A 14,398-nucleotide genomic window follows, 5' to 3' on the forward strand; every position below is an offset into this window, starting at 1 on the left:
ACGGGAGGGGTCGCTGTGGACCAGCACAAGGACCTGAACCACCCCCGCACGGCCAGGTCCCAGGGGCCTACCCACCAGGCCGCTGGGCAGGAGGCGGCCCGCCGCGGTCCCGCGGGCCGCCGGGCGGCGGCCCGGGAGGCGCCTTCGGCCGGCCCATCGGGCCGGATGCCGGAGGCCGGAGGGCTGGTGCTGGGGGCGTCGCCGGCCCCGGCGCCGCCGCCCCCGGCGCCGCCGGGGCCGGTGCTCCGGGTGCTGGTGGCCCCCGACTCCTTCAAGGGCAGCCTGACGGCGGAAGAGGCCGCGGCCGCCATGGCCCGGGGGGTAGCCCGCAGCTGGCCCGGGGCGAGGACGACCCTGCTCCCCCTGGCCGACGGCGGCGAGGGCACGGCGGCGGCCCTGGTCCGGGCCACGGGCGGCCGCTGGGTCCAGCGGCAGGTGGCCGGTCCCCTGGGCCAGCCCGTCCAGGCCCGTTGGGGCCTGCTCGGCGACGGGCAGACGGCGGTGGTGGAGATGGCCGCCGCTTCGGGGCTCTTGCTGGTCCCGCCGGGCCGCCGCCGCCCGCTGGAGGCCACCACCTACGGCACCGGGGAGCTGATCCGCGACGCGCTGGACCACGGCTGCCGCCGGCTGCTGGTCGCCATCGGCGGCAGCGCCACCACCGACGGCGGCACCGGCATGCTGGCCGCCCTGGGGGCTCGCTTCCTGGACGCCGCCGGCCAGCCCCTGCCACCCGGGGGCGGCAGCCTGAACCGCCTCGATCGCATCGACCTGTCCGGCCTCGATCCCCGTCTCGCCCAGGTCACCCTGGAGGTCGCCTGCGACGTCGACAACCCCCTCACCGGGCCCCGGGGCGCCGCCCGGGTCTACGGGCCCCAGAAGGGGGCGACCCCGGAACAGGTGGAGATCCTGGAGGCAGGCCTTAGCCGCCTGGCCGAGGTGGCTGCCCGGACCCTGGGCCGGGACCTGCGGGACGAACCCGGCGCCGGGGCGGCCGGCGGGCTCGGCTTCGGGCTCGTCGCCTTCCTCGGCGCCCGGTTGCGGCCCGGCGCGGAACTGGTGATGGACGCCGCCGGCTTCGACCGGCACCTGGAGGAGGCCGATCTGGTCCTGACCGGCGAGGGCCGGACCGATGCCCAGACCCTGGCCGGCAAGCTGGTCGCCCGGGTGGCGGCTCGCTGCCAGGCCCGCGGCCGGCCGGTAATTGTCCTTTCCGGCGCTGTCGATCCCGCGGTGGAACCGGCCCTCAAGGCACGCGGGGTGGCCGCCCTGCTGGCGGCCACCCCGGGGCCCATGAGCGTCCGCCAGGCCCTGGCCGGCGCGGCGCGCAACCTGGAGGCGGCCGCGGCGGCCGCCCTGGCCCTGATCCGCCTGGGCCGGGACCTGGGCGGGCAGGGAGGGGCCGGGCCCCCCGCCCTTTAGGTCCCCCCGGTGACGCCCGGGGCGCCGGGCGGCCCGGCGCTAGCGAACCCGTTCCACCCCCGCCCGCCGGCGTGCCGTCAGGCCGGCGCCACGCCGTCAGGCAGCGGGCGTCCCCTCAGGGCTGTTCCATGATCCAGACCTCGTCCACGCCGTCCACTTCCTCCAGGCGGCACTCGATGACCTCCCGCCGGGAGGTGGGCACGTTCTTCCCCACGTAGTCGGCCCGGATGGGGATCTCCCGGTGGCCCCGGTCGATCAGGACGGCCAGCTGGACGGTCTCCGGCCGGCCCAGGTCCACCAGGGCGTCCAGGGCGGCGCGAATGGTGCGCCCGGTGTAGAGGACGTCGTCGCAGAGGATGATGTGCTTGCCTTCGATGGAGAAGGGCACGTCGGTGTTGTTGACGGTGGGCCGCTCGCTGAGGCGCGAGAGGTCGTCGCGGTAGAGGGTGATGTCCAGGATCCCCACCGGCAGCTCCTTGCCCTCGAACTCGGCGATGGCCCGGGCCAGCCGCTGGGCGATGGGCACGCCCCGCCGGCGGATGCCGATGAACACCACCTGATCCAGGTCGCGGTTGCGCTCGACGATCTCGTGGGCGATGCGGACCAGGGCGCGGCGCAAGGCCTCCTTGTCCATGATCCGCGCCTTCTCCTTCAATCCTCCTGCCATGGGCTTCCCTCCCCTTGCCGCCCGCGCCGGCGGGCGGTCCCGCGATCTTCCACGGGGGTCGCCTTGGGGGCCTCGTCCCGGGGCACCCCCGCCCCTCCCCCGGCCGTGGCCGCGCCCTCACCCTTGCGGCGCCGGCGCCTCAGCCAGCGGCGCCGGCCCGCGCCCGCTCGAGGGCCTCCAGGAAGTCGGCGGGGGGCGGCACCTGGAAGTCCATGGGCCGCCCGTCCCGCGGGTGGGCGAAGGCCAGGCGGGTGGCGTGCAGCGCCTGTCCCTTGAGCCCCAGCTCCCCCTCAGCCCGCCGGCCGCCGTAGACGGGATCGCCGGCCACGGGCAGGCCGATGAAGGCCAGGTGGACCCGGATCTGATGGGTCCGGCCGGTATCCAGCCAGCACCGCAACAGGGTGTAGCGGCCGGCCTGTTCGACCACGGCGAAATGGGTGCGGGCCGGCCGGCCCCCGCTGGTGACCACCGCCATGCGGGTGCGGTCGGTGGGGTGGCGGCCGATGGGCGCCTCCACCGTGCCCTCCCGCACCTCGGGCCAGCCCCGCACCAGGGCCAGGTACTCCCGGCGCACCCGCCGCTGCTTGAGCTGCCGCACCAGCTCCCGATACGCCAGGGGGCTGCGGGCGACGACCAGAAGGCCGGTGGTGTCCCGGTCCAGCCGGTGGACGATGCCCGGCCGTCCCGGCCCGCCCACCCCCTCCATCTCGGGATACCGGGCCAGCAAGGCGTTGGCCAGGGTCCCCTGGGGATGGCCAGGTGCCGGATGGACGACCCAGCCCCGCGGCTTGTTGAGGACGACCACGTCGGCGTCCTCGTAGACCACGTCCAGCGGCAGGGCTTCCGGCACAACCCCGGAGGGTTCCGGTTCCGGCAGTTCGACGACCACCTCTTCGCCGGGTTCCAGGCGGCGGCTGGGCCGGGTCGTCCGCCCGTTCACCCAGACCCGGTGGCTGCGGATCAGCCGCTGGATGGCGGAACGGGTCAGCTCGAGCCCGTCCTGCTCGGCCAGGAAGACGTCCAGCCGCTCCCCCGCCGCTGCGGCGGGGACGGTGAACACCGCCCGGCGCACCGCCTGCCCGGTGGCAGGTGGGTCATCGGCCATGGGCGTTCAGTTCCCCCCTCCCCCCGGCCGCCGCACCGGGTCCGGACCGGCCTTCTCGTCGCCCAGCAGCCAGAGGACGAGCAGGCCGGTGCCGACGACGATGGCCGCGTCGGCGAGGTTGAACACCGGCCAGCGGTGCAGCGGCCAGAACTCCAGGTCGACGAAGTCGACCACGTAACCCCAGCGCAGCCGGTCGATCAGGTTGCCGACGGCGCCGCCCAGCTGCAGGCCCAGGGCGAAACGGGCCAACCCCGCCCGTCCGGGCAGCCGGGGCAGCCAGTAGAGGATGGCGGCGATCACCACCGCCGCCACCACGATGAAGAACAGCGTCTGGTTCTGGAGAAGACCGAAAGCGGCCCCCCGGTTCTGGACGTAGGTCCAGCGCACCACGCCGGGGAGGACCGGCACGGTGCCCCAGGGGGCGACGCGGGCCAGAACCCAGGCTTTGGCCGCCTGATCGGCGGCCAGCACCAAGAGGGCGGTCCAGATGGGTAACAAGCCGTTGCCTCCTGTTGCCGTCGCCAGGGGTGACGAGGGACGCTCTGGGGGTTCTCATTCCCCAAAGGGTTCGTCATCCCTGCCGTCGCCGGCCGGGGCGTCGAAGGACCCGTCGCCGCCGGTGTTCCGGCGCCGGTGCTCCTTGACCGCCTCCTGGGCCACGGCCACGTCCTCCGCCGACTCGAAGCGCCGGTCCACGAGGCGATCCGTGTGCTCGACGAGCCCGCTGTCATCCCCTGCGTCCTCGTAGACGTCGGGGTAGGTGGCCGGTTCCCAGACGTCCTGGGGCGTGTCGGAGCTGCCGTACTGGGCCACCGACTGCCAGGCGTCCTCCCCGTCGAAGTCGATCTCGTCGGTGTCGTCCCGCCACGAGCGGGCGAAGGGCGGCGAGAGGATCTCCTCCTCGATGGGCCGGGCGGTGCCGCGGACCTTCTTCTCCTCTTCAGCCATGGCCGTGGCGCACTCCACACAGAAGGGCGTGGCCGGCAGCACCTCCAGGCGCTCCCGCGGGATCGGGCGGCCGCACCGCTGGCAATAACCGTAGGTGCCATCCTCGAGCCGGGCCAGGGCGGCATCGATGTCGTGCAGGGCCCGCTGGATGTCGCGGCGGCGGCCGATGTCCTTGCCCATCTCGAAGGTCTCGGTGCCGACGTCCCCAGGGTGGTTGTCATAGGTCGAAAGTTCGCTGATCGACTCCCGCTGGGAGACCCGCCCGATGTCGCTGTTGTACCGCAGATCCTCGGCGATGCGCCGCCGTTCCTCCAGGAGACGGCGGCGGAAGTGCTCGCGGACGTCCGGTCGCATGGGCCATTCCCCCTGTCAGCGCGGGCTCTTCACGGCCCCGGCGGCGCCCCGCCGGGGCCCGGGGTCGTCCCGCCATCCAGCTCGGTTCGGACGATGCGCAAAAGGTCCGCCACCAGGCTGCCGATGTACGGCAGGTTCAGCTCCACCGCCCGCTGCAGGGCCAGCAGCACCAGGGCCCCCAGCAGGGTGAACCCCACCGCCGCGCCGAGCCCCCGGGCCACGCCGGCCAGGAAGTTCATCCAGAAGAGCCGGCCCGGATCGTGGAACAGGGCCAGATACTCGCCGATGCTGATCCGCTCCCACCGCCAGCTGAGCTCGTCCAGCCGGTGGAGGATGCCCGCCAGCAGGGTGCGCGGCGGCGGTTCGGCCCGGGTCGCCCGGCCCTGCCGGGGAGGCCGGCCCATGGCCGGCAAGGCCCGGCGATGGCCGCTGGCCCCTTCCCCGGACGAACCGGCCGGCCCCGCGGCCTGCAGCACCCGGCGGCCCCAGCCGGCCAGGCTGGGGAGGACCCGCCGCACCCGTCGCCCGGTGAGAGCCGCCGGCCCCGGCGGGTCGAGCGGCTCTGCCCCTCCACCCGGGCGGCCAAGGCTCCCGGCGGGCCCAGGACGCCCTCCGCGACCGGGCCCTTCCCGGCCCACGGCGAGCCGCTGGGTGGCGACGCCGGCGGCCGTGCGCCGGCTGACTGGCACCGGGCCGGCGGCCGGCGGGGACCGCCGGCCGGCCCGCTCCTGCGCGACCCCGGCGGTGGGGGTCCCTGGGTCTGCGGTGGTCCCGCTGCGCCGTCCCCCGGCCATGGTCCGCCCCTTGGCCATGGTCCCTTCCTCCCGCCGCGGGCCGATGGCCCGCAGGGCTCCGCCGGCGGCCGCTGCCGGCCCGCCGCCCGCGCCCCCGGGCCCGCCGGCCGGCGGCAGCCGACCCCGTCGTTCCGCCCAGCCTCTCGTCCCGTCCCCTCCTAGCCTGTCCGGGTTGCCGGCCCCCAACGCCGGCGCCCCGTCCTTCGGCACGGGGTGCCGGGGACGGGGCGCCGCCAGGGATCGGCCTTCGTTGTGCGCGGGCCCGGCCCGTCATGGGGCTGGTCTTGCGGGTCCGGGGTGATGGCCCCGGAATCGACGCGCCGGAATCCTCCGGCGGGCGACGGAGCCACCCCTCAGGCGTCGGCCGCCTCCACGCGGAACTCGGCATCCAGCCGCTTGAGGCGCGCCGTGATCCCGCCGTACTCCAGCTCCGAGATCGGCAGCATGGCCGGCTGGAAGAAGCCCTGCTGGCGCATGCCGACGGCCTTGGCCACGATGCGGTGCCGGATCGGCTCCCACACCGGATCGGCGAAGAGGTCGACCGGGCCCGTCAGCCGCCCGTCGCGCAGGGAGAAGCCCAGGGCCGTCACCATGGGATGGCAGAAGAAGGTGCTGGCCGGCGTGTTGACGGGCACCGGCAACAGGGGCAGGTTGTGGCTGCCCCGGGTGTCGCCGGCGACGAAGGCGCCCAGGGCGAAGGGCGGCCCGAATTCCTCGGTGGCGGGGAAGATCTTCTGCACCCGGATGATGGCCACGGGATCGTCCTTGCCCACGTACCGCCCGGCGATCTGGCGCAGGCGGGTGGTGCTGACGGCCGCCGCCTGTTCGTCCGGGTACTTGCGCGACCAGATGGCGGCGATGACGTAGCGGTGGGTGTCCCTTAGCAGGGCGGCGATGTCGTAGAGCCGCTCCGGCGCGTCCAGGGTGATCAGCCGGTCGCCCTCGGTGTGCTCGACGTCCATGATGACGAACCGGAAGCCGGCGTGGAGCTCCTCGGAGAGCAGCAGGCCCGGCGAGTACATGGGGTCGGCGAAGGCCAGGTACAGCGGCAGGTTGAAGGCGCCCGGCTCCGTCTTGTCGGCGGCCAGGATCATCAGCGCCTCGTTGGGGCGCTCGCGCAGGGCCAGCTCGGCCACCTGGGGCCCCATGCCCCGCACGTTGCCGGAGAAGGCGTCCTTGAGCAGGTCCTGGCCCGCGCCGTAGAGCCCCTGGCGCTGGGCCACCGCCGTGCCCTCCCGGAAGGCCTCCCACGCCAGCCGGTGGATCGCCTCGTCGCCTGGCGGCCGCTGGTGGGTCATCAGGATGGAGATGTCGTCCCCGCAGTAGAAGACCCGGGCGTCCAGCAAGAGCCCGCCGCGTTCGGCCTCCACCCGTTGCCGCACGGCCTCCAGCAGCTCGTCGCTGGGCCGGGTGTGGCCGCCCACGCTGCCCACGTCCGCCTTGATCACGCTCACCGTGACGTCCATGGCGCAAACCCCCAATGGCCGCGACCCCGGGACGGTGGAACCGGCGGGCGCCCGCCCCGCTCCTGCGTCGCCGGACCGGTGGACCGGCCGGCGCGCGGCCGGACGGTCCGCGCCGTCGCGGCCGGTTCCTCCCCGTCGCGGCCGGTGTTGAACGGCCTCTTCCGGTGCAGCCAATTCAACAGGGGGGTGGTAGATTCCTACAAAGACGGCAGGTCCCAGGGAGCTACAGCCGCCGGGGGCGCCGGCGGCGAAGGGCCCGGGTTCGGAGTCCCTGGCCGGCGGGCCAGGCGTCGTAGGGGCCGAGGCAGGGGACGGTGGCCGCCGTTTCCGGCAGCCCCGGCATCACGCTCCCCGGCACCGCGCTCGCCGGCGCTGCACCGGGGCCGCCCGGGGGACGAACCGGGCCGCCTGCCGGGCCGTCCCCACCCGCACCTCCCCCACCCGGCCCGGCCGCCCCCGGTCCCGTGATACCCGCAATCCGGCGGCAGCCGGCCCGGATCAGGTCGGCGACGGCCGCGGCGACGACGGCGGCCCAGGCCTCGGCACGCCCGCCCCCGCCCGGCGCCGGGGAGGGGCGCGTGGCCGGCTCCGGCGCCAGCAGGGGGAGCACCCAGCCCGCCGGGCCGTCCCGGAGCGCCAGGACCCCGGCCGCACCCCGCAGCCACACCCGCCCGCGCCCGGCCCGGACCACCTGCCGCTCGACGGCCTCCCAGAAGGCTTCCGAGGCCGTCACCGGCGGGCATCCGGCCGGCTCGAGCAAGGGCAGCCGCCATCCCGCCAGGGCCCCGCGGCCCGGCTCGACCGGCCGGGCCGCCGGCTCCGCCCGCCAGCCGCCGCGCCCCGGGCCGTCGATCCACCAGAGGATCAGGGGTTCGTCCACCGGCACGAACCCGGCCGCCAGCAGGCCGTTGTGGGTGGCCAGGTCGCCCAGGGGTTGCCAGGCCAGGCAGGTGACAAGCCGCGCCCCTTCTTCCCGGGCGGCCCGGCGCCACAAGGCCTCCCAGGCGGGCCAGCCGCCCGCGGGGTCGAGTCCGGCCCACCCTCCGCCGGCGGCATCCGGCGCCGCCCCGCGCCGGCCCGGGACACCGCCCGGCCCTGCCGCCGGCGCCCCGCCGGGGAGCAAGAGCCACGCCCCCCGGGGGTCGTCGCGGCCGCCGGGCCCCGGCCACGGCCGGACCAGGTACCCCCCATCCCCGACGGCCGGCGGCAGGCCGTCGGGGACGGGGCTCGGCCACGGCCGGCGCCGCCAGCCCGCAGCGGCGGCCAGTTCGTCCCAGAACCAGCGGGGCAGGATCGGTTGGCGGGATCCGTCCGCAGCGATGGACGCCAAGGCACGCCCCCCCGGCCTAGTATGCCGAGGGGACCGCCCCGGGCCGGCGGTAGACGGCCTCGCCGGCGACATAGGTGGCGAGGATGGGGATGTGCCGGAGGTCGTGGGGAGGGACCTCCTCCGGGTCGGCCCCCAGCACCACCGCGTCGGCCAGGGCGCCGGGCCAGAGGCTGCCCCAGAGCCCTTCCGCCAGGGCGCCGTAGGCGGCGCCGGCGGTGTAGGCGCGAAGGATCTGGCCCACGGTCAGCCGCTCCTCGGGGTGCCAGCCCCCGGCCGGGTGGCCGGCCAGATCGTCCCGGGTGACGGCCGCCTGCACCCCCTCGAGCGGTGCCAGGGGTTCGATGGGCGCGTCGGATCCCGCCGAGAGCGGGACGCCGGCCGCCAGCAGGCTGCGCCAGGCGTAGGCCCAGCGGCTGCGCGCCGGGCCGAGGCGATCCTCCACGAAGGCCAGGTCCGAGACCAGGAACCGCGGCTGGATCTCGGCCACCACGCCGGCGGCCGCCAGGCGCGCCGGGTGTTCGGGGGCCATCACCTGCACGTGGATCAGCCGGTGCCGCCCGGGCCCGCCCCGGCCCCGGGCAGCCTCCACCGCCGCCAGGGCGACGTCCACGGCCCGGTCGCCGATGCAGTGGACGGCCACCTGGTACCCGGCGGCGGCCGCCTCGGCCACCAGGGCGGCCAGTTCCTCCGGCTCGTGGCGCAGCAGGCCCCGCTCCTGGCCGTCGCCGTCGGCGTAGGGCTCCCGCAGGGCGGCCGTCCGGCCCCCCAGGGACCCGTCGGCGAAGAACTTGATCGACCCCATCCGCAGCCACGGGTCGCCGTGCCCCGACGGGCCCCACGCCCGGGCGTCAGCCAGCGCGGCCGCCCCCACGTCCAGGGCGACCCGCAGGGGCCGGCCCCGTTCCCGGGCGGCGGCGTAGAGGGCCCGGACGGCCTCCAGCTCCCCGGGCTGGTGGACGTCGTGGCTGTGGACGGCGGTAATGCCCACGGCATGGGCTTGGGCGATGGCCTCCAGAAGACCGGCCAGCCGCTCGGCGAAGCCGGGCTCGGGGCGGGCGGCCGCCACCCGCTCGATGGCGGTTTCCTCAAGCAAACCCGTCAGCTCGCCGGTCGCCTCGTCCCGGACGAACCGGCCCCCCGCCGGGTCCGGCGTATCCCGGTGGACGCCGGCGGCGGCCAGGGCCGCGCCGTTGGCCACCGCCACGTGCCGGCACACCCGCCGCAGCAGGACGGGATGGTCCGGGGCGGCCCGGTCCAAAAGCCTGCGGTCGGGCCAGCGCGGCGGGTCGAACCGGCTCTGGTCCCAGCCGTAGCCCTCGATCCAGGTGCCCGGCGGCAGCTGGGCGGCCCGGCGGGCCACCCGGGCCGCCAGTTCGTCGGGGGACGACACGTCCCGGAGGTCCAGCTGGCTCGCCACCGCCCCGCACCACAGCAGGTGGCAGTGGCCGTCGACGAACCCGGGCAGGACCACCGCCTCCCGGGGCAGGATCTCCACCTCCGCCCGCGGCCCCGCCACCTCCCGCACCGCCGCCTCCGACCCCAGGGCCGCCACCCGGCCCTGGTGGAAGAACACGGCCTGGGCGGGCGGTGCTCCGGTGCCCGGCGCCGGGAGGATGCGGCCGACCAGCACCCGGCCGGTTCCCGAGCCCGCGGCGGAATCCATGGAGTCGTGACGCGTCACGTGGCCATCCTCCCATCGGATCCCCTGACTGCCGGATCCCCTGACTGCGGCCGTCCCGGGCGGGATCCCGCCGCGGGATGCGGGGCTATGCGGGGGCATGCGGGGGCGGCATGCCGGGCCGGGATGGCGGCCGCCAGGCAACCGGCCGCCAGGCAGGCGGGCGCCCTCTGGGCACCGGCCCCTGCCGCCCCGGGAGGGTGACGGCGCCCCCACTGGCGGCCCGGTCAGCCCCGGGTCGCCGGCGCCGGCGCCGCCAGGACCCGGGCCAGGGCGGCCCGGGCCAGGATCTCCGCCGGGTCCACCCAGGGGACGGCGAAGTCGCCGGGCCGCAGGACCAGGGGCAGCTCGGTGCATCCCGCGATGAGGACCCGGGCCCCCCGCTCCACCAGATGGCGCCCCGCCGCCAAGAGCCGCTGGCGGGCCGGCTCGTAGACCCCGGCTTTGATCCCGTCGGCGCCGAAGATCGCCCGGGTGACCAGGGCCTGGTATTCGGGTTCGGGGACCAGCACCTCCAGGCCCACCTCGGCCAGCGCCCGGTGGTAGAGCCCGCTCTGCACCGTCAGCTCCGTGGCCAGAAGCCCCACGGGCCCCCCCGCCGGCAGCGGCAGCTCGGGACCGGCGCCCGGCAGCCCGTTGGCCATCGCCGCCGCGCCGCCCGCAACCGGGGTCCCCGCCCACGGGGACCGGACGCCGTTTCCCGGGGCCGGGATCGCCGCCGGCACCCCCGGCCCCGTGGCACCGGCGGGCGCCGGGATCCGGCCGGCCGCCAGGGCCCGCGCCACCTCCCGCATGATGTGGAGGATGGGAACCGGGCTCTCCGCCTGCAGCCGGTCGAAGTAGACGTGGGCCGTGTTGCAGGGAATCAGGATCAAGCTCGCCCCCAGGGCGGCGAGCCCCCGGATCGCCGCCACCATGGCCGGCACCGGATCGGGCCCTTCGCCCCGCAGGTAAGCCGTGCGGTCCGGGATCTTGGGGTTGTTGTCGATGACGATCCGGACGTGGTCCTGATCGACCCGCGCCGGCGTGGCACGGACGATCTTGGCGAACAGGTCGACGGTGGCCTCGGGGCCCATCCCGCCGAGGATGCCGATGGCCGGCCCCGGATCGCCCGCTCGCCCGGCGGCCGCCGCCCGGGCGGCGTAGTCGTCGTCGGGTGGCGACGGGGGCATCGCCATCTCGCCGGTGGGGACGCCGGCCCCCGCCCGGCCGGACTCCATCGCCGGACGAACGGGCCCACCGGGCGGGGCCGGGTGGCCGGGACCGGGCCCGGCCGCTGGCTGCTGCGACCGCTGCTGCGGAATGCCGTTGGAATGAAGGGTCATCGTCCATCGGGCCTCCGGCGGCCGGCGGCGGGGGCGGCCGCCTTGAGGAGCACGCCGCCTCCGGGGTAGGTACCGCCGGCATGATGACCTGGGGGTTCGACGGGCGGGCCTACCCTCCTCCCGCCCGTCCGGGGTCGACCGGTGCCCGCCCGGGCCCGTCCCCGCTACGGCCCCTCGCCGTACCGCAGGAGTATGCACCGGCGGCGGGACAGGTGCCCAGTCCAGGGCACCCGGGACCGGCAGCGGCGTCCTGATCGGGGACCGCCGCTGCCAGGGCGCCCGGGACCGATTGCGGGCCCGCGTCGGGGCCGGCCGGCGGGGCGGGGCGGCCGGCACGGGACGGCCGGGACGGGACGGCTCCCTCCCGGCCCGCCGCCCCTGGCCGCCCGGAAAGGACCCGCCCTGCTCTTCAGTCGGCCGCCGGCGACGCCTCCAGGTGCCGGATCACCGTGGCGCAACGGGGGCAGAGGTCGGGGTGGGCCGGATCGTCACCCACGCCGGCCACGTGCCGCCAGCAGCGGGCGCAGCGGGCCAGGGGGCTCCGCTCGACCCGGACGGCCGGGCCGGCGCCCGCGGCCGGTTCCACCCGCACCTCCGCCACCAGGAACAGCTCGGGCAACCGTTCCGACAAGGACTCCAGGACCCGGGCGGCGTCGGCCGCCGGCCCCGCGATGGTCACCCGGGCCTCCGCCGGCACCTCGATTACCTTGTCCTGGCGCGCCTGCTCGAGGGCACGGTAGACCTCCTCCCGCACCTCCAACAGGACTTCGTACCGGCGCAGCAGTTCCTCGTCCCGCCAGGCCTCCTGGGGCTCGGGCAGGAGCGCCAGGTGGACGCTCTCCGGGTCGCCCTCCAGCCGCGGCAGGTGGCCCCACACCTCCTCCGCCGTGTGGCAGAGCACGGGCGCCAGCAGCAGGGTCAGGGTCCGCGCCAGCTGGTAGAGGACCGTCTGGGCGGCCCGGCGCTGGGGATCCGCCGGCAGGGAGGCGTAGAGCCGGTCCTTGAGCACGTCCAGGTAGAACGCGCTCAGGTCGGTGACGCAGAAGTTGTGGACCGCGTGGTAGACCAGGTGGTACTGGTACTCGTCGTAGGCCCGGCGGACCCGCTCCGTCACCTGGGCGAGGCGCGCCAGCGCCCAGCGGTCCAGCTCGGGCAGCTCGGCATGGGCCACGGCGTCCCGGGCCGGGTCGAAGTCGCCCAGGTTGGCCAGGAGGAAGCGCAGGGTGTTGCGGATCTTCCGATAGATCTCGGCCATCTGCTTGAGGATGTCCTCGGAGATCCGCACGTCGCCCCGGTAATCCGACGAGACCGCCCACAGGCGCAGCACGTCAGCCCCGTACCGGCGGATCACGTCGTTGGGGTCGACCACGTTGCCCAGGGACTTGGACATCTTGCGGCCCTCGCCGTCGACGACGAAGCCGTGGGTCAAGACGGCCCGGTAGGGCGCCTGGCCCCGGGTCGCCACCGCCGTCAGCAGCGACGACTGGAACCAGCCCCGGTGCTGGTCCGACCCCTCCAGGTAGAGGTCGGCGGGCCAGGCCAGTTCCTCCCGGGTCTCCAGGACCGCGGCGTGGCTCGACCCGGAGTCGAACCACACGTCCATGATGTCGGTCTCCTTGCGGAAGCCCTTGCGGCTGCCGCAATGGGGACAGGCGAACCCCTCGGGAAGGATCTCCGCCGCCTCCCGCTCGAACCAGGCGTTGGAGCCCTCCCGCCGGAAGAGCGCGGCCACGGCGCCGATGCTCTCCTCGGTGATCACCGGCTCCTGGCAGTCCTCGCAGTAGAAGACGGGGATCGGTACGCCCCAGGCCCGCTGGCGCGAGATGCACCAGTCGCCGCGGTCGGCCACCATGTTGTGGATCCGCTCGCGGCCCCAGGCCGGGATCCAGCGCACCCGGTCGATGGCTTCCAGGGCCTGCCGGCGGAAGCCCTCCACCGAGGCGAACCACTGGGTGGTGGCGCGGAAGATCACCGGCTGGCGGCAGCGCCAGCAGTGGGCATACTGGTGCCGGATGGTCCCCTGGGCCAGCAAGGCCCCCGCCTCGTCTAGGGCGCGGACGATCTCGGGATTGGCGTCGGCGTAGAACCGGCCGGCGAAGGGCCCCGCCTCTTCGGTGAAGCGGCCGCTGCCGTCCACGGGGCTGAGGACGGGCAGGCCGTAGCGGCGGCCGACCTCGAAGTCCTCCTGGCCGTGACCCGGCGCCGTGTGGACCAGCCCCGTGCCCTCCTCCATGCTGACGTGGTCCGCCAGGACCACCGGCGAGGTGCGCTGGAACAGCGGGTGGCGGTAGGTGACGCCTTCGAGCTCCGCCCCCGTCCAGGCGCCCAAACGGCCGCGTTCGTCCAGCCGGGTGGCCTCCAGCACCCGCTCCACCAGGGGCTCGGCCACCACCAGCGGCCCGCGGTCCGTCTCCACCGCCACGTAGCGGGCCTCGGGGTGGACGGCGATGGCCAGGTTGGCCGGGATCGTCCAGGGGGTGGTGGTCCAGATCACCAGCCGGGCGCCGGACGGCAGCCGGCCCCGGCCGTCCACCACCTCGAAGGCGACGTAGATGGAGGGCGAGGTCTTCTCCCGGTACTCGATCTCCGCCTCGGCCAGGGCGGTCTCGTCCACCGGGCACCAGTAGACGGAGTAGAGATTGCGGTAGATGTAGCCCCGCCGGGCCATCTCGCCGAAGACCTCGATCTGCTTCGCCTCGTATTCCGGCTCCAGGGTGAGGTAAGGCCGCTCCCAGTCGCCCAGCACCCCCAGGCGGCGGAACTGCTGGCGCTGCCGGTTCATCTGGTCGAGGGCGTAGTCACGGCAGCGGTTGCGCAGCTCGACGGGCGAGATGGCCCGCCGGTCGACGCCCAGCACCTCCAGGGCGCGCCGTTCGATGGGCAGGCCGTGGGTGTCCCAGCCCGGCACGTAGGGCGCGTCGTAGCCCGCCATGGACGCGTGGCGCACCACCACGTCCTTGAGGATCTTGTTGAGGGCCGTACCCACGTGGATGTCGCCGTTGGCGTAGGGCGGGCCGTCATGCAGGATGAACCGCGGCCGGCCGCGGCGGGCCTCCCGCAGGCGGCGGTAGAGGTCCATCTCGTCCCAGCGGCGCTGGATCTCGGGCTCCCGCTGGGGCAGGTTCGCCCGCATGGGGAAGTCGGTCCTGGGCAGGTTCAGCGTCTCGCGGTAGTCCACGCTCCCCCTCCTCCGAAAAGAAAAAGCCCCTTCGCCAAAGGGCGAAGGGGTTCTCCCTCGCGGTACCACCTTTGTTCCCGGGCGGACGCCGCCGTCCAGCGATCCCTTGAGGCGCCCGGGCACTCTGGGCCCGT

11 protein-coding genes are annotated in these 14,398 nt (G+C 75.6%); 1 reads left to right on the forward strand and 10 read right to left on the reverse strand.

Annotation, left to right across the window (positions count from 1 at the left end):
* The first annotated feature begins 15 nt into the window (after window positions 1–15).
* On the forward strand, window positions 16–1,419 hold the full coding sequence (locus ACYQ02_RS02900; protein ID WP_460038932.1) for a glycerate kinase: 1,404 nt from the start codon (window positions 16–18) through the stop codon (window positions 1,417–1,419).
* Window positions 1,420–1,534: 115 nt separating this feature from the next.
* Here the strand turns inward: ACYQ02_RS02900 and pyrR are convergent, their stop codons facing one another.
* The 10 genes from pyrR to ileS form a co-directional block, all read right to left on the reverse strand.
* Window positions 1,535–2,086 (reverse strand): bifunctional pyr operon transcriptional regulator/uracil phosphoribosyltransferase PyrR, encoded by a 552-nt coding sequence (gene pyrR / locus ACYQ02_RS02905; RefSeq protein WP_460038933.1) that lies wholly within the window; start codon window positions 2,084–2,086, stop codon window positions 1,535–1,537.
* Between the two features lie 139 nt (window positions 2,087–2,225).
* Window positions 2,226–3,191 (reverse strand): RluA family pseudouridine synthase, encoded by a 966-nt coding sequence (locus ACYQ02_RS02910; RefSeq protein ID WP_460038934.1) that lies wholly within the window; start codon window positions 3,189–3,191, stop codon window positions 2,226–2,228.
* Window positions 3,192–3,197: 6 nt separating this feature from the next.
* Entirely contained in the window at window positions 3,198–3,689 is a 492-nt protein-coding gene (gene lspA / locus ACYQ02_RS02915; protein WP_460038935.1) for a signal peptidase II, read from the reverse strand.
* A gap of 54 nt (window positions 3,690–3,743) precedes the next feature.
* Window positions 3,744–4,493, reverse strand: a complete 750-nt coding sequence (locus ACYQ02_RS02920; RefSeq protein WP_460038936.1) for a TraR/DksA C4-type zinc finger protein — start codon at window positions 4,491–4,493, stop codon at window positions 3,744–3,746.
* A gap of 29 nt (window positions 4,494–4,522) precedes the next feature.
* Entirely contained in the window at window positions 4,523–5,305 is a 783-nt protein-coding gene (locus tag ACYQ02_RS02925; RefSeq protein WP_460038937.1) for a DUF5665 domain-containing protein, read from the reverse strand.
* A 335-nt stretch (window positions 5,306–5,640) separates the two neighbouring features.
* Window positions 5,641–6,753, reverse strand: coding sequence for a fructose-1,6-bisphosphate aldolase/phosphatase (fbp, locus tag ACYQ02_RS02930; RefSeq protein WP_460038938.1), 1,113 nt, complete (start codon window positions 6,751–6,753; stop codon window positions 5,641–5,643).
* A gap of 223 nt (window positions 6,754–6,976) precedes the next feature.
* The gene (locus ACYQ02_RS02935; protein ID WP_460038939.1) at window positions 6,977–8,083 is read right to left on the reverse strand and encodes a hypothetical protein; all 1,107 of its coding nucleotides are present in this window, start codon (window positions 8,081–8,083) and stop codon (window positions 6,977–6,979) included.
* A 16-nt stretch (window positions 8,084–8,099) separates the two neighbouring features.
* Window positions 8,100–9,764, reverse strand: coding sequence for an amidohydrolase (locus tag ACYQ02_RS02940; protein ID WP_460038940.1), 1,665 nt, complete (start codon window positions 9,762–9,764; stop codon window positions 8,100–8,102).
* A gap of 224 nt (window positions 9,765–9,988) precedes the next feature.
* Window positions 9,989–11,086, reverse strand: a complete 1,098-nt coding sequence (locus ACYQ02_RS02945) for an aspartate/glutamate racemase family protein (protein WP_460038941.1) — start codon at window positions 11,084–11,086, stop codon at window positions 9,989–9,991.
* 409 nt (window positions 11,087–11,495) lie between these two features.
* Entirely contained in the window at window positions 11,496–14,264 is a 2,769-nt protein-coding gene (gene ileS, locus ACYQ02_RS02950; RefSeq protein WP_460038942.1) for an isoleucine--tRNA ligase, read from the reverse strand.
* Window positions 14,265–14,398 lie beyond the last annotated feature (134 nt).

Source organism: Thermaerobacter litoralis (assembly GCF_054654595.1).